General features: G+C 40.2%; 22 protein-coding genes. 13 read left to right on the top strand and 9 right to left on the bottom strand.

Translation table 11 applies throughout. The features are described from left to right. The first annotated feature begins 36 nt into the window (after positions 1-36). The gene (locus tag BN6556_RS02140; RefSeq protein ID WP_066186550.1) at positions 37-975 is read left to right on the top strand and encodes an FAD:protein FMN transferase; all 939 of its coding nucleotides are present in this window, start codon (positions 37-39) and stop codon (positions 973-975) included. A gap of 89 nt (positions 976-1,064) precedes the next feature. Next, positions 1,065-1,703, top strand: coding sequence for a hypothetical protein (locus tag BN6556_RS02135; RefSeq protein ID WP_066186548.1), 639 nt, complete (start codon positions 1,065-1,067; stop codon positions 1,701-1,703). Between the two features lie 120 nt (positions 1,704-1,823). Here BN6556_RS02135 and BN6556_RS02130 read toward each other — a convergent pair whose 3' ends face one another. The 3 genes from BN6556_RS02130 to BN6556_RS02120 form a co-directional block, all read right to left on the bottom strand. Further along, positions 1,824-2,432: a flavodoxin gene (locus BN6556_RS02130; RefSeq protein ID WP_066186545.1), complete on the bottom strand. Its 609-nt coding sequence runs from the start codon at positions 2,430-2,432 to the stop codon at positions 1,824-1,826. A 208-nt stretch (positions 2,433-2,640) separates the two neighbouring features. Then, positions 2,641-4,215, bottom strand: coding sequence for a BCCT family transporter (locus tag BN6556_RS02125; RefSeq protein WP_066186542.1), 1,575 nt, complete (start codon positions 4,213-4,215; stop codon positions 2,641-2,643). A 672-nt stretch (positions 4,216-4,887) separates the two neighbouring features. Next, a complete protein-coding gene (locus BN6556_RS02120) occupies positions 4,888-6,459 on the bottom strand; it encodes a BCCT family transporter (RefSeq protein ID WP_066186539.1) in 1,572 nt (523 codons plus the stop codon). A 205-nt stretch (positions 6,460-6,664) separates the two neighbouring features. On the opposite strand from BN6556_RS02120, the gene BN6556_RS02115 reads away from it, so the two are divergent. Then, complete coding sequence (locus BN6556_RS02115) at positions 6,665-7,549, top strand: LysR family transcriptional regulator (RefSeq protein WP_066186536.1); 885 nt, start codon at positions 6,665-6,667, stop codon at positions 7,547-7,549. A gap of 170 nt (positions 7,550-7,719) precedes the next feature. On the opposite strand, the gene BN6556_RS02110 is transcribed toward BN6556_RS02115, so the two are convergent. Continuing rightward, positions 7,720-8,106: a DUF2255 family protein gene (locus tag BN6556_RS02110; protein WP_066186534.1), complete on the bottom strand. Its 387-nt coding sequence runs from the start codon at positions 8,104-8,106 to the stop codon at positions 7,720-7,722. A gap of 370 nt (positions 8,107-8,476) precedes the next feature. Between BN6556_RS02110 and BN6556_RS02105 the strand changes: the two genes are divergently transcribed. Together BN6556_RS02105 and BN6556_RS02100 are read left to right on the top strand one after the other, a co-directional pair. Beyond that, positions 8,477-8,968 (top strand): CvpA family protein, encoded by a 492-nt coding sequence (locus BN6556_RS02105; RefSeq protein ID WP_066186630.1) that lies wholly within the window; start codon positions 8,477-8,479, stop codon positions 8,966-8,968. Between the two features lie 216 nt (positions 8,969-9,184). Beyond that, entirely contained in the window at positions 9,185-9,745 is a 561-nt protein-coding gene (locus BN6556_RS02100; RefSeq protein ID WP_066186533.1) for a hypothetical protein, read from the top strand. Positions 9,746-9,998: 253 nt separating this feature from the next. Here BN6556_RS02100 and BN6556_RS02095 read toward each other — a convergent pair whose 3' ends face one another. Together BN6556_RS02095 and BN6556_RS02090 are read right to left on the bottom strand one after the other, a co-directional pair. Next, positions 9,999-10,481, bottom strand: coding sequence for a hypothetical protein (locus tag BN6556_RS02095; RefSeq protein WP_066186531.1), 483 nt, complete (start codon positions 10,479-10,481; stop codon positions 9,999-10,001). 195 nt (positions 10,482-10,676) lie between these two features. Further along, complete coding sequence (locus BN6556_RS02090) at positions 10,677-11,696, bottom strand: DUF3231 family protein (protein WP_078059887.1); 1,020 nt, start codon at positions 11,694-11,696, stop codon at positions 10,677-10,679. 162 nt (positions 11,697-11,858) lie between these two features. Here BN6556_RS02090 and BN6556_RS02085 point away from each other — a divergent pair, with 162 nt between their 5' ends. The 6 genes from BN6556_RS02085 to BN6556_RS02065 all read left to right on the top strand — a co-directional run bounded on the left by BN6556_RS02085 (position 11,859) and on the right by BN6556_RS02065 (position 16,777). Continuing rightward, on the top strand, positions 11,859-13,385 hold the full coding sequence (locus tag BN6556_RS02085) for a spore germination protein (RefSeq protein ID WP_066186527.1): 1,527 nt from the start codon (positions 11,859-11,861) through the stop codon (positions 13,383-13,385). After that, on the top strand, positions 13,385-14,491 hold the full coding sequence (locus BN6556_RS02080) for a GerAB/ArcD/ProY family transporter (RefSeq protein WP_066186525.1): 1,107 nt from the start codon (positions 13,385-13,387) through the stop codon (positions 14,489-14,491). The genes BN6556_RS02085 and BN6556_RS02080 overlap by 1 nt, the downstream gene beginning before the upstream one ends. After that, positions 14,484-15,650: a Ger(x)C family spore germination protein gene (locus BN6556_RS02075; RefSeq protein ID WP_066186524.1), complete on the top strand. Its 1,167-nt coding sequence runs from the start codon at positions 14,484-14,486 to the stop codon at positions 15,648-15,650. The genes BN6556_RS02080 and BN6556_RS02075 overlap by 8 nt, the downstream gene beginning before the upstream one ends. A gap of 19 nt (positions 15,651-15,669) precedes the next feature. Further along, positions 15,670-15,840 carry a hypothetical protein gene (locus BN6556_RS22260; RefSeq protein WP_162840586.1) on the top strand — a complete coding sequence of 57 codons (171 nt, stop codon included), beginning with the start codon at positions 15,670-15,672 and terminating at the stop codon, positions 15,838-15,840. Between the two features lie 177 nt (positions 15,841-16,017). After that, positions 16,018-16,434, top strand: coding sequence for a cupin domain-containing protein (locus BN6556_RS02070; RefSeq protein ID WP_066186521.1), 417 nt, complete (start codon positions 16,018-16,020; stop codon positions 16,432-16,434). A 22-nt stretch (positions 16,435-16,456) separates the two neighbouring features. Continuing rightward, on the top strand, positions 16,457-16,777 hold the full coding sequence (locus tag BN6556_RS02065; protein WP_066186518.1) for a carboxymuconolactone decarboxylase family protein: 321 nt from the start codon (positions 16,457-16,459) through the stop codon (positions 16,775-16,777). A 145-nt stretch (positions 16,778-16,922) separates the two neighbouring features. On the opposite strand, the gene hxlB is transcribed toward BN6556_RS02065, so the two are convergent. The 3 genes from hxlB to BN6556_RS02050 all read right to left on the bottom strand — a co-directional run bounded on the left by hxlB (position 16,923) and on the right by BN6556_RS02050 (position 18,994). Continuing rightward, entirely contained in the window at positions 16,923-17,480 is a 558-nt protein-coding gene (hxlB, locus tag BN6556_RS02060; protein WP_066186516.1) for a 6-phospho-3-hexuloisomerase, read from the bottom strand. 16 nt (positions 17,481-17,496) lie between these two features. Then, positions 17,497-18,135 carry a 3-hexulose-6-phosphate synthase gene (gene hxlA / locus BN6556_RS02055; protein WP_066186514.1) on the bottom strand — a complete coding sequence of 213 codons (639 nt, stop codon included), beginning with the start codon at positions 18,133-18,135 and terminating at the stop codon, positions 17,497-17,499. A gap of 487 nt (positions 18,136-18,622) precedes the next feature. After that, positions 18,623-18,994 (bottom strand): winged helix-turn-helix transcriptional regulator, encoded by a 372-nt coding sequence (locus tag BN6556_RS02050; RefSeq protein WP_066186511.1) that lies wholly within the window; start codon positions 18,992-18,994, stop codon positions 18,623-18,625. 326 nt (positions 18,995-19,320) lie between these two features. Here BN6556_RS02050 and copZ point away from each other — a divergent pair, with 326 nt between their 5' ends. After that, complete coding sequence (gene copZ, locus BN6556_RS02045; RefSeq protein ID WP_066186508.1) at positions 19,321-19,527, top strand: copper chaperone CopZ; 207 nt, start codon at positions 19,321-19,323, stop codon at positions 19,525-19,527. An 80-nt stretch (positions 19,528-19,607) separates the two neighbouring features. After that, positions 19,608-22,037, top strand: a complete 2,430-nt coding sequence (locus tag BN6556_RS02040; protein ID WP_148436639.1) for a heavy metal translocating P-type ATPase — start codon at positions 19,608-19,610, stop codon at positions 22,035-22,037. The last annotated feature ends 236 nt before the right edge of the window (positions 22,038-22,273 follow it).

The raw sequence follows: 22,273 nt of genomic DNA, 5'->3' as shown, positions 1-22,273 counted from the left end.
GCCTCTTTTTTCGTAAACATTGTTAAGAGAAGGGGAATGCCTGTGAAAACGCGTGAGGTACATATGATGGGAACAGTTATCCAAGTATCAGTTCAGCATGACTATGCGGATTTTGTACTAGATGAAGTGATTCTTCGCTTAAAAGAATACGAACAGCGATTCAGTGCGAATGATTCTCGTTCAGAATTGATGGAAGTGAACAAGAATGCTGGCATAAGACCGGTCCACGTGAATCCAAGTTTATATGAACTAATCAAAATCGGAAAGAAACATAGTATGGCAACGGACAGTTTTTTAAACATTGCGATTGGTCCCCTTGTTCAGGCGTGGCGGATTGGATTTGAGGATGCCACTGTACCTTCATCGACAACCATTCCATCTTTACTTAGCAGTACCGATGCGGCAGAGATAATACTGGATGATCAGGAGCAGACCGTATTTTTAAAGGATTGTGCGATGTTTATCGATTTAGGAGCAGTAGCCAAAGGATTTATTGCCGATCTTATGGTAGATGATTTACAATCGATGGGAGTATCAGAGGCGTTAATTAATTTAGGTGGGAATGTGATGACCTATGGCACATCTCCCAAACAGGCTGATGGTTATTGGCGTATAGGCATTCAACACCCTTTTCTACCACGTGGGAATTATATCGCTGTTTTAAAGGCATTTAACCAATCCATTGTGACCTCCGGTATTTATGAAAGAAGTTTTACAAGGGATAACAGGACCTATCATCATATTCTGAACCCACAAACAGGTTATCCGATAGAATCAGAAATTGCGGGATTAACGATTGTATCCCAAAAATCGGTTGATGGTGAAATATGGACTAGCCGTTTATTCGGGAAATCATCTCGTCAAGTCATGGAGACGATAGAGCCATTAGAAGGTATCGAAGGTCTTGTTGTGACTAAGGATAGGGAGGTGTGGTGTTCAGAATCACTTAAGCCTTATATAAGTGCACCTATCTAAATGATTAAAAAATACCATTGCCAGACAACTCAAAATCTGTGTATGATAATAGCAACCTCTCTACATAAGAGATAAAAAAGGAGAAGACCATGATAGCAGATGAAATCCTTTCTAGTTTGTTGGTGGTTGGAGGCGTCGTCGGCCTCTTTATCATTATTTTTATTTTGAGCAAAATACCCGGAGCAGGTCTCATCGCACGTCTGATTCGGGGCTTGTTCTTGATTGTATGGCGTATTGTCCTGCTTGCTCTTACCTTTTTCATGTTTTTTATGATTGGCTATATGGTGATCGTATTCTTTACCTTCAACGGAAGTGAAGAGGGGATCCTATACCAAGGGGAGCCGATTAACTTTTTGATCGGTGATAATGCGAAACACGCAGCATACTTCATTATGGTGTACGCAGGATTTTCCCTAGTCTGTCTGTATGTGCTTGCCTTTATATTGGCAATCGTACGAAAAGGAGCACGTATCGTTGGCAGGTTTCGTGATGAGGCGATTTTGGTTATCATGTTACTTTTGATGTATACGGTTTTCCCAACGATCGTAGAGACAATCTTGCCGGATTTTGAGGTGGGTCGTTATGGAACATACGCGCTTGGCGTCTTACCTATTACGATGTACATTCAAGGGCGAATAAGCAAAGCAAGAAAACGAAATGGACGTGGGCGTTATCGGTCTCGCAAGGATGAATTTTATCGGGATTTAGGTGAAAAAAGTTCGTTTTAGGAACTGCGGATTGAACACATGTAAAAACCATATCGGATAATCGTAAGAAAATAGCTTCCTTGTCTAGCATGAAAAAAACATGTGACAAGCCATCGATTTGGCTATGTCACATGTTTTTTATTAAAATTCCATATTTTCAATCCATTGCGAGACCTCTTCTTCTATATCATCTCTCGGACTGTTTGCCATGGATAGTTCTTCCGTGATGGTCGCTTCAGGGAGCAGCTCTCTTAGGTCACTTTGTGGATCTTCTATCGGCTGGCTTCCACTAGTGAAAAAAGGGATAATATTCTTATCTGCCAGTTCTGTATCCATCAACCATTTTTGCACGGGTTGGGAAATATATCCATGCCAAGTGGGTGAGCCTACAAAAATCGTGTCATACTCCTCTATATTTAAATCTAAATCTTGTAATTCAGGAAATTCTCCCGCTTCTTGTTGCTCTCTTACTAAACCAGCAACTTCACTATAAGCACGTGGATAAGGTTCAACGGGTTCCAATTTTTCTAAGTCAGCTTCTGTTTGTACTTGGATTTCCTCGGCTACCTCTTCGGTATTTTCTGTTAGGGAGTAGTAGACGATCGCTGCGTTGGTTATTTCCGTGTCTGAATTTGCGTTTTCATTCGTATCATTTGGGGCATTTTCGTCAGCTTCTTCGGTATTATCAGGTTGACTGCCACAGGCTGCTAAAAGCAACAGTAAAAATAAAGCTACAATAACTTTCTTCATTCATCATCGCCCTTCCTTTTTTTTATTATCATTATCGTACGATTTAAAGTGGACTTTAAGTCAAGCAAAATGTGATTTCATTTACGAATGAATTCTAACAAAGAAGCAAGTCCTCCAAATAAAAGTCAACCTATCTTCTAAGTTATCTTTTGAAAAAGCATATGCCTTCTCTCGTGTACGATCTTGAACTTCATCAGAAAACAGATAATTAGGATTGCTCATCCTCTGTGTTTTCTGATTTTTTCATGTATTCCTTCAATCTTTGTTTATTCGGTTTAAGGGTGTATCCTAAATATTTCCTTTCTTTGTTGGCATCCTTATAGAAGGCGATCATCATCAATAAGACAACCAGACTAAATGGCAGTGCGGAAATAATCGCAGCAGATTGTAAGGCATCTAATCCGGTTTCTCCACCGGATAAGAGTAACACAAAAGCAATGGCTGACAACGAGATACCCCAGACGATTTTGACGAAATTTTTAGGATGCAAGGTTCCAAAAGCCGTTTGCATACCTAATACAAAGGTGGCAGAATCGGCTGACGTAACAAAGAAGGACGATACCAATACCAAAGCGGTAATTGTTAATAGGATACTTAAAGGTAGTTCATTGAAAATACCAAATAACTGTGTTTCAGGTGGCATGTCAAATATTTGTGAGGCATTTTGTCCTGTCTCAATTCCTGTTAAACCAAAGGTGCTAAACCAAAGAAAGCTTACAAAGGTTGGTACAAACAATACCGCGAGGACGAACTCGCGGATGGATCGGCCGCGTGAAACCCTTGCAATAAATACTCCGACAAAAGGGCTCCAACTCATCCACCAACCCCAATAGTATAATGTCCAATCCTGCATCCATTCCTGTTTTTGTTCACTTAATGGAGCCGGATCCAGACTATTAAATATTAATTGGTTCAAATAGTCGCCAGCAGCACTTGGGATCATATTGAGTATCAGTAATGTTGGGCCAAGAATTAGAATCGCTATCAACAATAAGCCAGCAAGTATCAGATTCAGATTACTCAAATATTGAATTCCTTTACTTAGACCTGTCCAAGCGCTGATTAAGAATAATATCGTGGCAATAGCAATGATGATTCCTTGGGTAAATATATTGTTTGGAATCTCAAAGAGGTAGTGTAATCCCCCGTTAATTTGCAGCGCCCCCACACCCAAAGAAACAGCTACACCAATAATGGTGGCAAATACCGCTAATACGTCCACGATATTGCCAAGTGGCCCGTCTACTCTATGCCCGAAAATAGGTCGTAGTGTTTTCGACATTAAACCGCGCTCGCCTTTTCTAAACTGAGTATAGGCTAAGGATAATGCAACCGTACCGTACACCGCCCAAGGATGGAAACCATAGTGCAGAAAGGTAGAGCGCATGGATTCTGCTAAGGCTGCTTTTGTTTTCGGATCGGCAGTAGGGGGAGCTACGTAATGAGAAATAGGCTCTGATGAACCATAGAAAACTAAACCAATCCCCATTCCTGCGCTAAACAACATCGTTAGCCATGATATCGTATGGAATTCTGGTTTGTCGTTTGGTTTCCCTAATTTGAGTTTACCGATAGGGCTGAAGCACAAAAAAATACAAAAGAATAAGATGAGGGTAAATATCACCATATAATACCAACCAAATACTTCAGTGATCCATGTACCGATGGCACCAGAAATGTCGCCAAATGAATCAGGGAAAATGGCACCCAGTAGCACTAATATACCAACAATAACAGCTGCATAAGTAAATACACTAGAAAAGTTCTTGTTCGTTTGCTTCATGAAAATAATCCTCCTTACTGCTATTTGAATCAATTTTTTTCGCAGTTTGCAGCATAAGCTATATAAAAAAGTTGCGTGTGTACATTGTTCGATGGAATAGCACTGTAATAACTTGTTTTTTGTAAGGTAGTTGATTATAGAGCTTACTCCATCCGCCCAGCCTCGATTTCAAGATTCCTGAAGAACAAAGAAAGGGGCTAACCATCAGTAGAATCTTCGTGTCTGAAAGTCTCACTTGATACGCAATATGGTAAAAGGCTGCATATATCTGTTTTCTTGGATTTATTCTCCCCAACGTTCTATAGATTTCATACATTATTTTTTAAATAGGGATGTGGTAAGTAGATCTGTCAATGAATCTAGACGAATGCAATTCTTTTCATAGGCTGGTTGCATGAGGTTCATCAAAAATTTCCCTTCCATTCAAAGTTAGAAATCTTACGAAAAAAAACGGGAACTATTGTACAAATGATAGAGCTTGTTTCTGTATTGTTAGGTTTTTGAGGGCTGATTCAGGAAAGAAAACAATGAAGGGTGTCGGAAATTTCCCGGGAAATAATGAATATGACGAATGAACGAGGCTGATGTCGGATAGTAAGTAAAATCTATAATAAAAGCCTCATTTCTCTTTTTTAAAGAGGAATGAGGCTTTTGGTTTATGATGAAGGAATTTTACTGATTTTCCTCGAAGTCGCCTACTTTTTTCTTGTATTCTTCCATCCGTTTTTTATTCGGCGTCAAGGTATAGCCTAAATATTTTCTTTCTTTGTTCGCATCTTTGTAAAAGGCTATCGTCATTAATAAGACGATGACACTAAACGGTAATGCAGAAATAATCGCGGCAGCTTGCAAGGCATCTAAGCCGGTTTCTCCACCAGATAGAAGTAAAACAAAGGCAATGGCTGATAACGATAATCCCCAGACAACCTTGACGAAGTTCTTAGGATGCAGGGTTCCAAAGGCAGTCTGCATGCCTAACACAAAGGTAGCGGAGTCGGCTGACGTAACAAAGAAGGACGATATCAACACCAAGGCGATAATCGCTAGTACGATACTTAACGGTAATTCATTAAAAATACCAAATAATTGCGTTTCAGGTGGCATTTCGAATATTTGGGCTGCCGTTTGTCCTGCCTCAATACCTGTTAGACCAAAAGCACTAAACCACAAGAAACTCACAATGCTAGGTACAAATAATACGGCCATCACAAATTCACGAATAGATCGTCCTCGTGAAACCCTGGCAATAAAAATACCGACAAATGGACTCCAACTCATCCACCATCCCCAATAGTATATCGTCCAGTCTTGCATCCATTCATGTTTTTGCTCATTTAAAGGTGATGGATCAAGGCTGTTAAATAGTAAATGAGAGAGATAGTCACCTGTTGCACTTGGTATCATGTTAAGTATCAATAAGGTTGGCCCTAGAATCAATATCGCAATAAATAACAGGCCAGCTAAGATCATATTCAAGTTACTTAAGTATTGAATCCCTTTACTCAGGCCACTCCAAGCACTTATTAAGAATAGTACCGTTACAATGGCGATGATGATTCCCTGTACCAAGGTGTTATTTGGAACATTGAAAAGATAGTTTAAACCGCCATTAATCTGCATGGCTCCTACACCTAAGGAAACAGCTACCCCGATGATGGTGGCAAATACCGCTAGTACATCGACCACATTTCCGATCGGTCCATCTACTCTATCACCTAAAATCGGCCGCAGTGTTTTCGAGATTAAACCAAGCTCTCCTTTTCTAAATTGTGCATAGGCTAATGCTAGTGCGACAATGCCATATACTGCCCAAGGGTGGAATCCATAATGAAGAAAGGTGGAGCGCATGGATTCGGCTAAGGCGGCTGTTGTTTCTGGATCGGCAGTAGGGGGAGCTAAGTAATGTGCAATGGGCTCCGATGAACCATAAAAGACCAAGCCGATCCCCATCCCGGCACTGAACAGCATAGTTAGCCAAGATATCGTATTGAATTCTGGTTTCTCGGTTGGTTTACCCAATTTGAGCTTTCCTATCGGACTGAAGCACAGAAAGATACAAAAGAACAGGATAAGTGTGAATATTACCATGTAGTACCATCCGAATACTTCTGAAACCCAATCACCAATCGCACCAGAAATATCGCCAAATTGATTTGGAAAAATGGCACCCAGTAGTACTAGTGCGCCAACTACGATTGCTGCATAAGTAAATACACTAGAAAAATTCTTATTTTTTTGCTTCATGAATTGATTTATCCTCCTTAATTTGTTTGAACAAACATGTTTTTTATTTTACCATAATTAGATAGTGATTCAAGCAAGAGTTCTAACATATTTCTGCCATTAGTTTACTTCAACTGTCTGATATTAGTCACTATACTTTACATTTGTAAATAATTATAATGATGTAATAGAGCGATATACTATGATAAAAAACGAGGGGATAGACTTGGAATTAAGAGTATTGCGGTATTTCTTAGTGATTGCAGAAGAAGGGAGTATTTCAAGGGCTTCAGAGGTGCTTCATACCACGCAGCCTACTTTAAGTCGGCAAATAAAAGAACTGGAAGAAGAGCTCGGTGCCGGTTTATTTATTCGTGAAAAAAGAAAAATGGTGTTAACTAAGGCTGGCATGTACTTAAAAGATCGTGCGCAGGAAATCCTGTCTTTATCTGATAAAACAACACAGGAATTTATTAATCAGCGCAAACAACTATTCAGTGGGCATATTTCGATTGGCTGTGTGGAAGCGGATAACTCAGATACACTGTCGATGATCTTGGAAGAGTTTATCGCGGATTATCCTGAGGTAACCTTTAGTATTTTTAGTGGGACTGGTGAAGATATTATCGATAAGTTGGATGGAGGGTTGTTGGATGTTGGTGTATTATTAAAACCAATCTCAACGGAAAAATATGAATATGTTTCCTTCCCTATGCATGAAAAATGGGGAGTTTTAGTAGAAACAAGCTCTTTTTTAGCTCAAAAAAACGACCTTGAACCAAAAGATTTAAAAGGAGTACCATTATTGGCTCCTGTGCGTAAAGATGTGCAAAAAAAGTTCGCTAATTGGATGGAGCAGGAAGTGGATGACTTGACGATAACTGGAGACTATAATCTGATTTTTAATGTGTTCTCTTTAGTAGAAAATAAGGTAGCCTCTGCACTGACTATTGAAGGGGCAATTGCTCATCGTCAGACCGAAAATTTACGATTTATTCCGTTGCATCCTCCGCTAGAAACACAATGTGTCTTTGCTTGGCGCAAAAATATAATGTTTTCTCCTGTTGTACAAGAATTGATTAAAAGGATGAATGATGCCTTTCGAGCATGATTTCTTTATCAGATAAAGATACAAACTTTACTATGTTGGGATTGGCACCGATTGTACCTTGAACGAACCGGAATACCGATCAGACCTATCATGTGAAGTTGTCGGTCCATCTACTTTGAGTGAGCAGTATGGACCGAACAGGCTTCAACCTAGGTTATCACTAGATCATCTTATGCATCTCTTAGTAAAACGCGTACAGTCGCACTAATTGGTCCTTCAGCTATCATAGGAGCCAGATAAGGACTGGAGCCGTACTTCTCTTTATAGGCATTATCAATTTTCTCCGTTAAGTCAGGGTCTGCATTGATTGGCTGAAATGTCACATCAAATTCTTGACCAGCTAATTGAATCTTTCCTGCTTGCTGTTCCACTGCCGATTGATACCATCTCGAACGCTTGCCGTTGTATGCTCTGACATATAGATGGTTATCAGTGACTACAGACCAGATCCAAGTTGGCGTTCCAGGTGTTTTTCCATCACTATAGAATGGTGAGATATAGAAGTCATCTACTTTGGCAAATTGATCAAGTTGTGCTTGTGTCCAGTTTGGTTGCATTTGTTTCTACCTCCTATTTGTGTGAAATGTAATAGTTATCAGAACGTTTAACGCCATGATATTTTCATTTTACATCCTAAAGTCGACTTTAAGTCAAGGGAACTGTTTTTTATAGTATATCGGACAGTGAGGAGCAAAGTGCTTATTTGTCCAAGCAAACAAGTAGCAACAGCTATCTAAATTTTCCCAGGCTATTGATTTAGCTACAGCGTACTCTTTTTTTTCGAAAGATGATATAATGATGGTGTGTTCCAGAATCACACACCTCGTTTGTGTATTTTTGAGGGAATAACAGGAAGTTTCATGATGAAATTCGTTTGAACATAAAGAAATGATCAACCATAGAAAAGGACGAAAGGAAGAGCATGAGATGTTACTTACCATCATTATTCTACTTATTTTAGTCGGAGGGTTCTTGATTGGATTAAGGAATGGCTTAGTGAATCAGATTGTCCGCTTAACCGGAATAATTGTAGCACTGGCCGTCGCTTATTTTTTCTTTAGAGATCTTGCTCCCTACCTAGAGTGGATTCCTTCTCCTGGCTCAGAGGGGAGCAATATAGCAAGTATTTTTTATCGATCGATTGCGTTTATCATTTTGTTTATCGGTACCAGGATTTTGTGGAATATTCTTGGTTCAACGCTTGATTATTTGGCAAATTTACCTTTCTTAAGCATCGTGAACCGCTGGCTCGGTGGGGCATTTGGTTTTGTTAAGGTTTATTTGATTGTATTTCTGTTTTTAAACCTGGTTGCCTTTGTTCCCAATGTAGCTGTGCAACAAGCCGTTTCTGATTCGAGCTTAGCACAGACGATGGTTCAGCATACGCCGATTCTGTCTGAAAAAATAGAGCAGTGGTGACGGCACTAAAAGAGAATGATGAATCTTTTTGATAAAATGGATCGTTATTCTATAGCGATAGTGATTATACTATACTTCGGAACCCTTAACATAGCTAGTGTTTTTGGGTTTTTTCTGATGCCTGTACATATTTGGTTGTGAAACATTTGATATTGTATTGGTCATCCTTATTTTTTATGTTATAGTAATGGCTGATTTAAAAGGAAGGAAAGGATCATGAAAAAAGTATTTTATGTTATCCTGTTAGCCATTTGTTTTGTTCTTATTTTAAGTGGTTGTGGTCAGTCGGACGATGAAAGTTCGAGAGCAGCGACAGATGAATCAAATGAAGCTGACCAAAGAGATAATGAATCGCAGAACGAATCGGAAGAAGAGGATGATGTAGACAACGAACAAACATCTTCCGAAGATAACACCAGTAACGAAAGTGAAATGGATAACAATGATGAAACCTCTTCTCATTCATCAGAATCAAAAGATACTACATCAACCAATGAATTCGCTGATGAAAATGAGAATTCAGGTAATCAGGATGATATCAAAATAGCGAACATGGATGAGGCTATTTCCCATCTTAAAGAAGAATTAGATCGTGCAGATGAATTAACTGTGGATGAAACAGAATTCATTCCGGATGATTCTACCGATCAGACAGATGGTAACGAAACTGTTTATACCATATCTTTAGTTTCTAAATCCATGAGAGAAAATGGTGGATCGGGTACTGTAGGTACATATAATGTATACGAAAACGGGGAGTATGAACTCGCCTATTAATTTGCAGGTGCATTTTAAAGGAAGGGTTTCCGAAAACTGCTCGTAAACAGCAATTGCCTCGTTAATCTGCTATCTTTTGTCGAAGTAGTTGTTCATTAGAGTGGACATAGCAACATCAGTCTTCTTGCGTTGTACAGGCTTGGTTAGGGCTTTTCACCGAACAAATGCAGTAAGAGCTGAGCTGAAAGAGCGCTTTTGAAGATGGAAGAATCCATTCTGTTAGTTATTTTGCTATAACAGAATGGGTTCTTTTTCAACTTTCGGCATAAATTTTTAGCAAGATCCATCTTAAAAGTCCGCCGACGGCTAAACCAATTGGTAAAAATAAGATAGGTAGCCAAATCGATCCTACCAAATGACCGAAAATGGTAAATGTAGGTGAAAAAATTAAGCCAACCGTTACAAAATAAGCAGAGAAGGCAAGTGGCAGATAGGCAAAAGGTTTTTCTCCACCACCTGCATGCTTATAAGCATCCCAAATAGCATAAAAGTACAAACAAGGATAAAACATCAGCCACAAATAATTGGTTTCTGCGATAGCTTCTTCCGCTTTAAAGTGGAAGCTCAACATAAGAATGGTATTTAGATTACCCTTGACATTAATTAGTATTTCCAATCCTATCAGCAAAATACCTTTTATATAATGATGATGTAATAATTGGGCAAACCCAGGTAATGCTATGCTCCACAGGACTGCTTCGAGCTTTTCGCTTTTTTTCGATATGTTTGTCCCCATAGACTTCCCTACTTCGATGATGATTTCTGATATATTGCTTTTGAGAGTGATTTCATCGATTGGATGGGAGCGATGAAAACAGCAAAGACTTCCCCGATAAGCTTGACCATCAAAGAAGGTTCCACTGAATGGGGGTGTGTGGAGATGTTATGAAACGGCAATGAGTCATTTCTCGAGAATACTGTGCCCATTTTTTTACCCCTTTCCCTTTTGTTTTGCTAACTTTTCCCGATCTTTAATGCCAGGTGGCTGTTCAAACCAATGATGATCAATCATGATATCCGCACCGCTTTTCGCAAGTTCAGCAACCTCTAATGAGAGGCGCTGGTAATTCATTTGTAAATCTGCACGCTGACTGGCCGCTGCGGCGGTGCTATAGTTACCTACTCCTGCTGACATCATCAAGGACATATGAAACATCATTAATGCATCGGAAAAAGTTTGTGTGGTGGAATCACTGACACCTACATCAGGTACTTGCGGAGCTCCGACATCATCTTTTAACATTTCATTCACAAATATTTTTATATGCTTTTGGGCCATGTTTTTACTTTTAATCATAAAATTCTGTACGTCCTTGGAAGGTGAAGTTTGAGCAAAGGCCAGGCACAGTTTTGAACCAATTTCATTTGTCTGAATGTTGGTATATAAATGTGCGATTTCAACGGCGTTTATCGGGCGTTTCTCACTAAATGGATTGAACCCATTGAAATACTTTTTGCTGTTAACATAGTCTATTTCTTTAGGGGGCTCAATATAAGGTTGTCTCGAGTTCACCCCTTTTTCCAGGGCGGTTTGGGTTGCTTGGTTATAAAGCATGATTGTTTCCTGAAGCCCTTGTGTGAAGTAATCTCGAATCTCCTTTTTAATACTCATAGAGACAAAGCCGCTATAAACGGACATTCCAATTCTCGCCATGTGTGTGACGTAGGTTAAGCAAAAGACGTCGGTAAAAAGCCATGGTGCCTGCATATTAATGTCCTGTTCAGAGAATCCATTTGGGGTTGCGTAATTCTCCTCTTCAAAAACTTGTTGTAATTGTTCGATACGATGAACGGCAATATCATAGGATTGCTGGATAAGTGGTTTTATCTCGGGATCATTGACATGTTTTAGCATGAAACGCAAGACGGATCTCGTCATCGAATCATTCATATATCCGGCCCAGACAGAAGCAATTTCAGCGGCGGTTAGATGTACATTTTTTTTGTTCAAGTGGATACCCCTTTCATGGATTGACTATAGCATTAGATTTTACAACGAATTTGTTTTTATACATAAATTGTCCCTGTTTGGAGAAAATAGGGGGAGTAACTATTGTAAAGGTTGTTCATATCTTTTTGAAAAACGCACTTTAATAGACATGAGGGGATAACGTTGGCTCGTTTATATCGAAAAAATCATAAGCGGAAAAAAGCAGAAGAGAATTTCTCTCTGGATATAGAAACGAATCTAGCTGGTAACCTGGAAAACATTAAAAATATGCTAGAGGAGCCGAGTGATTTGGTGATACGTGAATTCACCATGAACAATCATCGTACCGCTATTGTTTATATCGACGGCTTAGTGGACAGTAAATACGTGCATGATCACATTATGGATGACTTGAAACAAGCCAGTTCGTTACCTAATGATAAAGAGCAGCTCTTTGACACGATTCATTGGGAAGTGCTGACGGTAACTGGGATTGAACTGGGGCAATCCCTAGACGATGTATCGAATGCCATACTCAGCGGACGCACCGTGTTTTATTTAGACGGAATGACCCAGGTATTGATCATGGGAACGAGAGGCGGAGAAAATCGTGCTATTGAAGAACCTGCTTCAGAATCCCTTATTCGTGGGGCAAGGGATGGATTTGTCGAGAATTTAAGGACCAATACATCGTTGATTCGTCGACATATTTCGGATCCTAATCTTCGTTTTAAAAACTATAAGGTAGGTAGACGATCTAAAAAAGATCTGCTCGTTGTTTATGTGGATGGTATTGTCAATCCGGATATAGTGGAAGAGATAAAACGAAGGTTAGAAACGATTGATATGGACGATGCTCCGGAATCTGGCTATATTGAACAATGGATTGAGGATAGTTTTTTGTCTCCTTTTCCACAAGTGTTAAATACAGAACGGCCTGATAAAGCGGCTGATGCTGTACTACAAGGGAAAGTGGTTATTATGCTAGATCGTACCCCTTTTGTACTGATTGCACCGGCAACTTTTGGTAGTTCTTTGCATTCTCCAGAGGATTATTATTGGCGCTGGTCTTTGGCAACGCTGATTAGAGTCTTGCGTTATCTGGCTGCCTTTATTTCTGTCTTTCTTCCAGCTCTATATATTGCATTGGTTTCCTATCATCAAGGGCTGATTCCGTCTGACTTGGCATTTTCAATTGCAGCAACAAGGGATGGAGTTCCCTTTCCGCCATTTATTGAGGCATTAATTATGACGGTAACGATGGAATTGCTAAGGGAAGCTGGATTACGATTGCCCACTGCGATAGGTCAAACGATAGGGATTGTTGGTGGGCTCGTGATTGGGGAGGCTGCGGTGTCGGCTGGAATCGTTAGTCCGATTATGGTTATTGTCGTTGCCTTAAATGCCATTGCTTCCTTTGCACTTCCATCCTATAGTATCGCCATTTCGTTTCGGATTCTACAGTTTGGCTTAATGGTGGGAGCGGCGATATTCGGTCTTTACGGCATCGTGCTCGGCTATATCATGATCAATATCCATATTGTTAATCTGACGAGCTTTGGTGTCCCGTATTCCTCTTCCTTCGCACCAAGCTTTCTGGACGATTGGAAGGATCTCGTCTTACGTGCCCCAATTACCATGAAAACTAGGCGCCCCAGCTATATGAAAACCAATGATGAGAAACGCATGGACAAAGGGGAAAGTACCTAATGAAAAAACTTAAGTACGAAAACGATAGAATTAGTCCCAGAGACATCTTCGTTGCTATTCCATCTATTGTGACCGGGGTAGGTGTTCTCTCCTTACCAAAAGTGATAGCCTCTGCCACAGAATCAGCCGATGGGTGGATTCCTTTATTCATAGGTGGATTGATTGCGATAGGGTTAACTTGGGCAGTAGCCAAGTTTGCTTCCGGTTTTCGCCATCAATCATTCCTTACCTATGCTACTAAGATTGTAACCAAACCAGTGGCAATGCTGCTGACGAGTTTGTTTGCTGTAGTTTTTCTTATGATTACGTCCTATCAAGTGCGTAAAATTAGTAATATTGCACAACAATATTTATTTGATCAGACACCGATCGAAATTATTGCACTCTCCTTCTTGCTGGTCGTTATTTATGCGGTCTCTGGTTCGAGGGTGGGGTTGTTTCGGCTTAATATTATGTTTTTACCGATTATTCTGCTTATCGCGTTTTTTTTGATTATATTTAATTTAGGTTGGTTTGAGCCTGGTCGATTATTGCCGATGTTTATAACCCCTTTTACTGATTATGTGAAGGTGCTGAATCAAGGGGTTCTGGCATATATGGGGTTTGGTATTTTATGGTTTTATCTTGCCTTGGTTGACCAACCCGATAAAGCACCCAAAATGGCCGCGCTGGGAATGTGTATTCCTGTTGGGTTATATATCATTATTTTTTTCGTGTGTATTGCGGTATTTGGTAATGCCGTCACTTCCAATTTACCCTATCCAACCGTTGAACTAGCCAAGGTGGTGGAGATACCGGGTGGTTTTTTTGAACGATTTGAATCTATCTTCTTTGTGATTTGGATTATGGCTATTTTCAATACGACAGCCATGGCGCTGGATGTGAGTGTGTTTGCCTTGAATTCCATTTTTAAAAATACGATGAAATTAAAGCTTATTTTTATGCTTGCCCCTGTCGCTTATATCATGGCGATGCTGCCTCAAGATGTGATTGCGGTGGATTTTTTGGGAGGGCTTATAGGTAATGTCTTAATAATCCTGAACTTGGTGGTGCTAATACTATTGCCAGTGGTTGCCAAAATCAGAGGAGTGAAGCAAAATGAATAAAAAGTATTTGCTCATAGGCTGCTGTTTGCTTGTTTTCCTGAGTGGGTGCTGGGATGAAATAAATATTGAAGAACGAGGTTTTGTGGTTGGTTTATCGCTTGACTTGGCAGAAGAGCAATCTGGCGATAAACCAATAATCACCGTAACGAATCAATTTGTTGTACCTGCTGGATTAGGTACTCCTAATGAAAACAGCAGCGGTGCGCAAAAACCCTACAGTAATGTATCAACGAGCGGGAGAAGCGTATTCGAGGCGATTCGGAAAATGTCAACGATGAAGGGTGATCCTCCCTTTTTTGAACATTTGAAATTAATCATCGTTTCGGAAGAGTTAGCCTCTGATCAACAGTTATTTGCCGGGATGATGGATCTGTTTCTGCGTGATCAGGAAATGCGTCGGTCGGTAAGGATTCTCATTTCCGAAGGCAAGGCGATGGATATACTGGATATCGAACCGGATACAGATCCGCTTCCAGTCATGTATATTAATAACGCTAGTGAAAACACCGATAAAGTGGCCGGATTGATTAAACCACTTAGAGCAGGGGATTTGCATGAATATCTGTTGGAAAATAATAATTATCTTATCCCAAGGATTTATGCCATGGATAGTAAAATTCAATTTGATGGTGCAGGTGTTTTTAATGGAGAAACAAATCATTTAGTCGGGGTTCTTAATGATAAAGAAGTGGTAGGTTTTAACCTGATAATGGGTAAGTTGAAAGGGGGATATATTACCTTTGACATCAATGATCAATTAATGCTTTATGAAATAAAAAAAGCAAAAAGCAATATAACGATCGATACAAATGGAACTGATCAAGTGACCATTGATGTCACGATTGATACAGAAGGCAGTATTGGGGAGATGCACGGGAAACGGACCCTTTTAGAAAAAGGTTACCTTAAGAAAATAGAGGAGCAAATCAATAAGAGGATGGAGCAATTGGCAAACGAGGTCATAAAAAAAGGGCAGGAGGAAATAGAGTTAGACTTTTTTGGTTTTAACAAGATCATGCGGCAAAGACATTATCCAACATGGAAAGAAATCAAGGGTGACTGGGAAGAAGGCGAAAATATTTTTCAAAATGCTACGATCAAAGTAAAGGCCAATTCGATTGTCCGAACAACAGGTGCAACAGATAAGGTAAAGGATTAAGAGAGGGAGCGAAGCATTTATGTGGAAACCGTTATTGGGCGTATTACCTGAATATTTGATTCTGGTCTGCACCATATTAGCCCTTTTGATTCCGTACGTTATTTATAAAATAAATCAACAACTGCATAAATACGGTGACCCACCATGGAAAGCGAAAAGCGATGAAAAGAAGAGTGGAGATGAAAAATAGAAAACATAAGGCTTGTGGGCTGGTGACTGTGAAGAATTGTAAACATGCCTTTAAAGCATACTCCTTTGTTTGAAAGGTATTAGACGAGCAACACATTTCGTTATACCATAGAATTATACGGAAAAAGTTTTAAAGGATGCGTCCTAGAGAAGCATCTTTTACATGGAGGTATGAAAAATGGCAAAACATGAAGAAGTAAAAAATGGTGTGATTTTTCCAATAGGAGAAAAAAATGATGCGTTTGCGCAATACTTTGTCGGACAAAGCTATTTGCAAGGTTTGGTATCAGATCCCGATGTAAATGTTGGCGTAGGGAATGTGACGTTTGAGCCTGGTTGTCGGAACAATTGGCATATCCATCATGATGGCTTTCAGATTTTGTTAGTAACTGGTGGAGAAGGATGGTACCAAGAAGACGGGCAAGAGGCACAATTTTTACAAGCTGGTGATGTCATTGTGACGCATGACGGTATTAAACATTGGCATGGTGCGACAAAAGATAGCTGGTTTGAGCATATCGCAATAACCGCTGGAACCCCAGAATGGCTGGAACCTGTTTCAGACGATATTTATTCCCAGCTAGATGCACAATAATTAAGAGAAAGAGGGATAAACGATGGCAAAAAAACAAACAGCAGGTCGTGACAATCTAGGAGAGTTTGCTCCACAATTTGCAGGCTTGAATGATGATGTCTTATTTGGCGAAGTGTGGTCTAGAGAGTCAGAATTATCTCCTCGTGACCGCAGTATGATTACTTGTGCCAGTTTGATGACGCAAGGTGCTCCTCAATTAGAGGCTCATCTAAACATAGCCAAACAAAATGGTGTAACCAAAGACGAAATCGTCGAATTAATTACCCATTTGGCCTTTTATACCGGTTGGCCTAAAGCATGGTCAGCCTTTACAATGGCGAAAGAGATTTTTGATGAAGAGTAGAGGGAGATAATGATAAGAAAGCCAAGGACCTTTTAAAAACTAAGGTTCTTGGCTTTTTTAATTCGTTGGAGTGGCAACGGTCATCACTTGGAGAATGACGACCTTTTTCAATCTTCATCATTTCAATAGAGTCATCTTGCTTATGTTACTCTAGGTTTGCATGCTTGGTAAACATGGCGCTTCCCTTCATTTCTTGTTTCTCCATCAATCGCAAAATAAACGCATCAAATAGGAGTAATAGGGTTTGCTCAAACATGGCACCCATTGGTTGGATCGATGTAGATTCATTATCGGACTTATCCTTAGTTGAGCCTGGTAATGAAACGGTGATGTCAGCCATTTGTCCAATAGTTGACGCTGGCGAAATGGTTACAAGGGCAACGATCCCTTCCAAGCTTTTTGCCTTTTGAACCATAGAAACTAATCCCTTAGTCTCTCCCGAACCAGATCCGAGAATGAATAAGTCCCCTTTCTCCAAATTAGGGGTTACCGTTTCTCCTACCACGTAAGCTTCAAATCCCATTTGCATTAAGCGCATGGCAAAAGTTTTCATCATAAGTCCAGATCGTCCAGCTCCGGCAACGAAAATCTTCTTAGATGTCAGGATTTGCTGGACAAGTTGTTCCGCTTCTTCATCATTGATTAAATCGGCAGTTGGCGCAAGCTCTTGTAATATATTGGTTAGATGCTTGGTTGTCCCCATTGTGTTTTCCATCCTCTTAAGCAGTCTCTTGTTTGATTAATGCTTCTATTTTTTCAGCTGCCGCTTGTTTATCTTCTTGTCCCGCAATACCACCACCAACAATCACAAGGTCAGGCTGTGCTTGCACTACTTCAGGGAGGGTTTCTAGCTTAATGCCACCCGCAATAGCTGTTTTGGCATTCTTCACAACCCCTTTAATGGTTTGAAGGTCCTCAAATGAATTTTTACCAACTGCTTGCAGATCATAACCAGTGTGTACACAAATGTAGTCAACACCCATGTCATCCACCTCTTGGGCACGTTTGGCAATATCTTTTACGGCAATTAAATCAACAAGAATTTCTTTCCCTTGTTTTTTCGCTTCTTCTACAGCGCCTTTGATCGACTCATCTTCTGCTGTACCTAAAATCGTAACAATGTCGGCACCATTTTCGACTGCTTTTTGTACTTCATAGCCGGCTGCATCCATTGTTTTCATATCCGCTAATACTTCTAACTGCGGGAATGCTTCTTTCATTGCTTTTACTGCTTTTAATCCTTCAATTTTAACAATCGGTGTTCCGATTTCTACAATGTCGATATGGTCTTTTACTTCTTCCACCAATGCTATGGCTTCTTCTGTATTTACGAGGTCTAATGCTAATTGTAATTTCATTTATGCTTCACTCCTATAATAAAATTTGTTACATCTATAGTATATGATGTTTTATCATTTCTAAAAAGTACGCACTTTAATCTCAAATAGTTACTCCTGCATAACTCGGTGTGCAAAAGTATACCAAGTGTTGTTAAAGGAAGGGAGCATAAAAAGGGCATGAATAAAGGCATCGGAAGGCCTATTTTAAGAACAATCCAATACAAAGAAGGAACTATTTAATATAAAAAAGTAGAGGAAGGGGAAAGATTTTGAGTACCGGTATGACTAAAAAACGTGTCTGAAAAATCTCGATTTACGGTCCAGCCATTTTTTATTTTACAGTAGGTATAATCGGATTTAATGGCCAGTGGGAATCACCAAGTTCTATCCATAAAAAACGGCTAGAACTACGCAATAGTTGTCGACTTAGTATTCTCCATCACTTTTTGTATGATCCTGAGAAAGGGTTTATCACTATTACGTCTTATTCTAGCCATTTGACTTATTATTTTGGTGAACTGCTTACTTCTACTTGATCCTCGACTTCGACAACATTCTCTAGGTAATCTTTTCCCCATTTATACATGGATTCCAATATTGGCATTAAGCTTTCCCCATGTTCGGTTAGGGAGTATTCTACTTTTGGTGGCACAACGGGATAAACTTCCCTGTGGACAATCTTATCTTCTTCCAGCTCTCTTAGCTGATTGACCAGCATACGTTGTGTAATTCTTGGCATCAGTGACTTTAATTCACCAAACCGTTTAGTTCCTTCTTTTCCTAAGTGCCATAAGATAAGCATTTTCCACTTGCCACCAATCACAGAAAGAGTCAATTCTTTTTCGCAGTTATAGGTTTTGCCACAAATGTGTCCCACTTACTGTCACCACCATATTTGTAATTATAGTATACTTTTTGCTACTACACGCAAATACTATACGTATATTTAAATATTATACAAGGAATGGGTGTTCTTTGTATAGCAAAGCGAAACATAAGTGTCTTAGTCTTAGTAATTAACAGTATTGACATACCTTTATGGGGTATTATATGATTGGCCTAAGAATAGTGAGTCCTAGCAGTTACTAGGAATGAATTAAAAATCAATTCATGTAACAAGTGTTAGTGTAATTTTAATACTTGACAATACCTACCCGGGGTATGATAGAATGGATGTAGATAAAATAATAGGAGGTCATTCACATGCAAAATATTACCCTTAAGGTACAAGGGATGTCTTGTGGACATTGCGTTTCTTCTATTGAAGGAAATGTAGGAGAAATGACTGGTGTTGAATCAGTTAAGGTGCATTTAGAAGATGGAAAAGTCGATGTAACGTTCGAGGCCGGGCAAGTCAATGAACAAGATATTATCGAAGTAATTGAAGATCAAGGATACGATGTCGCTTAAGAAGAACGGTCGTGCTAAAACAGCACGATCCTCTTTTTGACATATATATACCCTACAGAGGTATGAGAGAGGTGAACAGGGTGGAAGCACAAAAAGAAGTAAGTTTACAGATTCAAGGTATGACCTGTGCCGCGTGTGCGAATAGAATTGAAAAAGGTCTTTATAAAATAGATGGTGTGGAAGAAGCAAATGTTAATTTTGCGATTGAAAAGACGAAAGTGGTTTATGATCCAGAGAAAACTGGAGTATCTGATTTTGAAGAAAAAATTGAAAGGCTAGGTTATCATGTGGCCCATGATAAACAAACTTTTGATATATCTGGCATGACTTGTGCTGCTTGTGCCAATCGAATTGAGAAGAAACTGAATAAGACAGAGGGTGTAGCAGAGGCTAGCGTGAATTTTGCTTTAGAAAATGTATCTGTGGAATATGATCAAGACCAGGTAACCATCCAAGATATGATGGAAGCCGTCAAAAAACTCGGGTACACATTAAGCATTCCAACATCCAAAGAAGAAACAGCTACTAATAAAGAGGAAGAAATCCGTCATCAGACTGGGAAGTTTATCTTTTCCGCTATTTTAACATTGCCTTTACTATGGACGATGGTGACACACTTTGAGTTTACTTCCTTTATTTATTCCCCAGATATGTTAATGAATCCATGGGTACAATTAGCCTTGGCGACACCAGTTCAGTTTATTGTTGGGGCACAGTTTTATAGCGGTGCTTATAAGGCGTTGCGGAATAAAAGTGCCTCTATGGATGTGCTGGTAGCTTTGGGTACTTCTGTCGCTTACTTTTATAGTATTTTCCTTGGTGTAGAGTGGCAGTTAAACGGGCAATTTGGTATGCCAGAGCTGTATTTTGAAGCAGCGGCAGTTATCATTACATTAGTCCTGCTTGGAAAGCTCTTTGAAGTTCGTGCGAAAGGAAGAACTGGACAGGCGATTCAGAAATTGCTTGGTATGCAGGCGAAAACGGCTCGTGTGCTGCGAAATGGTGAAGAGCAAGAAATTGCTATAGAAGAAGTCATCGTTGGAGATATGATCATGGTTCGGCCAGGTGAAAAAATACCTGTTGATGGCATGATTATCAAAGGGGAATCAGCCGTTGATGAATCGATGATTACGGGGGAGAGTATTCCTGTTGATAAAAAGATAGGCGATGTAGCGATTGGTTCCACGATCAATAAGAATGGTATCTTAACGATGGAGGCGACCAAGGTAGGTAAGGATACTGCCCTTTCGCAAATTGTCAAGGTAGTAGAGGAAGCACAGGGAAGTAAAGCAGATATTCAACGCGTGGCCGATCGTGTATCGGGTGTGTTCGTTCCAGCGGTTGTCGGCATCGCATTAGTTACATTTCTTGTCTGGTTTTTTATCGTAGAGCCAGGAGAATTACGCACAGCCCTTGTGCCAGCGATTACGGTGTTGGTGATTGCTTGTCCTTGTGCCCTTGGTTTAGCTACACCGACCTCAGTCATGGCTGGATCCGGCAGGGCTGCGGAATTAGGTGTTTTGTTTAAGGGTGGCGAATATCTAGAAAATACCCGTACTTTAGACACGATCGTGTTAGACAAAACGGGTACCGTGACGAAAGGTGAACCGGAATTAACCGATGTTCTCCCAGAAGAAGGATTTACAGAAACAGAGGTATTGGCTTTAGTGGCAGCTGCCGAAAACAGCTCGGAACACCCCCTTGCAGAGGCGATTGTCCGAGGGGCAAAAGCACAAGGAATAACAGTAGAAGCCGTGGATTCCTTTGAGGCGATACCTGGTTATGGTATACGTGCAACATTGCAGCAGCAAACGATATGGGTAGGCACAAGAAAATTGATGCAAGAACAGCAACTAGATATCCGTTCCGTAGAAGAAAACATGGCCAAACTAGAATCAGAAGGAAAGACAGCTATGCTCATCGGTGTGGATCAACAGCTGGCAGGGGTGATTGCCGTTGCAGATACCGTCAAAGAAACATCGAAAGCAGCCATCCGCAGAATGCATAAGCTCGGTTTGGAAGTGATTATGTTAACGGGTGATAACGAACGGACCGCTCAAGCAATTGGAAAACAAGTCGGTATTGATCGCGTAATTGCTGAAGTAGTGCCTGAACAAAAGGCAAATGAAATCAAACAATTACAACAAGAAAATAAAAAAGTAGCGATGGTAGGCGATGGTGTAAATGACGCACCAGCACTCGCCGTAGCTGATATTGGCATGGCAATTGGTACTGGTACGGATGTAGCGATTGAGGCAGCAGATATTACCCTGATGCGAGGCGACTTGAATAGTGTGGCCGACAGTGTCCAAATCAGCGGCAAGACCATGCGTAATATTAAGCAAAACTTATTTTTCGCCTTTTTCTACAATACGGCTTCGATCCCTATTGCTGCGATTGGTCTGCTTGCTCCATGGGTTGCTGGAGCCGCGATGGCCTGTAGTTCGGTATCAGTGGTACTAAATGCCTTGCGATTACAGCGTTTGAAGCTAAAGGGAGGCCAGGAATAAGATGTCAATCAAAACATGGGTTTCTTTAGGTGTTGGATATGTCGTGATTGTTTTTGCCGGGTATGCCTTGATAACGGGGAATAGTCCGTTTTAACGTAAAAGCCTCTCCATTGAAGGCGAATCACCGGATTTAACCAGTGATTCGCTTCATTGTTATGCAGGGTTTTTTGTACGTCAAGTAGAGTCCCGTAGAAAGCAGTATCCCAGCAGAACCATATAAAAATCAGCTAACACAT

Source organism: Gracilibacillus timonensis, from assembly GCF_900086715.1.
Classification (GTDB): domain Bacteria; phylum Bacillota; class Bacilli; order Bacillales; family Amphibacillaceae; genus Gracilibacillus; species Gracilibacillus timonensis.
The sequence above is the reverse complement of the archived record's forward strand: the minus strand, read 5'-3'. Positions and strand labels throughout refer to the sequence as shown.

Excerpts from the sequence above, each read along its gene's own strand:
- BN6556_RS02140 (WP_066186550.1), top strand. The coding sequence starts at position 37 with ATGCCTGTGAAAACGCGTGAGGTACATATGATGGGAACAGTTATCCAA.
- BN6556_RS02135 (WP_066186548.1), top strand. The coding sequence starts at position 1,065 with ATGATAGCAGATGAAATCCTTTCTAGTTTGTTGGTGGTTGGAGGCGTC.
- BN6556_RS02130 (WP_066186545.1), bottom strand. The coding sequence starts at position 2,432 with ATGAAGAAAGTTATTGTAGCTTTATTTTTACTGTTGCTTTTAGCAGCC.
- BN6556_RS02125 (WP_066186542.1), bottom strand. The coding sequence starts at position 4,215 with ATGAAGCAAACGAACAAGAACTTTTCTAGTGTATTTACTTATGCAGCT.
- BN6556_RS02120 (WP_066186539.1), bottom strand. The coding sequence starts at position 6,459 with ATGAAGCAAAAAAATAAGAATTTTTCTAGTGTATTTACTTATGCAGCA.
- BN6556_RS02110 (WP_066186534.1), bottom strand. The coding sequence starts at position 8,106 with ATGCAACCAAACTGGACACAAGCACAACTTGATCAATTTGCCAAAGTA.
- BN6556_RS02105 (WP_066186630.1), top strand. The coding sequence starts at position 8,477 with ATGTTACTTACCATCATTATTCTACTTATTTTAGTCGGAGGGTTCTTG.
- BN6556_RS02100 (WP_066186533.1), top strand. The coding sequence starts at position 9,185 with ATGAAAAAAGTATTTTATGTTATCCTGTTAGCCATTTGTTTTGTTCTT.
- BN6556_RS02095 (WP_066186531.1), bottom strand. The coding sequence starts at position 10,481 with ATGGGGACAAACATATCGAAAAAAAGCGAAAAGCTCGAAGCAGTCCTG.
- BN6556_RS02080 (WP_066186525.1), top strand. The coding sequence starts at position 13,385 with ATGAAAAAACTTAAGTACGAAAACGATAGAATTAGTCCCAGAGACATC.
- BN6556_RS02075 (WP_066186524.1), top strand. The coding sequence starts at position 14,484 with ATGAATAAAAAGTATTTGCTCATAGGCTGCTGTTTGCTTGTTTTCCTG.
- BN6556_RS22260 (WP_162840586.1), top strand. The coding sequence starts at position 15,670 with ATGTGGAAACCGTTATTGGGCGTATTACCTGAATATTTGATTCTGGTC.
- BN6556_RS02070 (WP_066186521.1), top strand. The coding sequence starts at position 16,018 with ATGGCAAAACATGAAGAAGTAAAAAATGGTGTGATTTTTCCAATAGGA.
- BN6556_RS02065 (WP_066186518.1), top strand. The coding sequence starts at position 16,457 with ATGGCAAAAAAACAAACAGCAGGTCGTGACAATCTAGGAGAGTTTGCT.
- hxlB (WP_066186516.1), bottom strand. The coding sequence starts at position 17,480 with ATGGGGACAACCAAGCATCTAACCAATATATTACAAGAGCTTGCGCCA.
- hxlA (WP_066186514.1), bottom strand. The coding sequence starts at position 18,135 with ATGAAATTACAATTAGCATTAGACCTCGTAAATACAGAAGAAGCCATA.
- copZ (WP_066186508.1), top strand. The coding sequence starts at position 19,321 with ATGCAAAATATTACCCTTAAGGTACAAGGGATGTCTTGTGGACATTGC.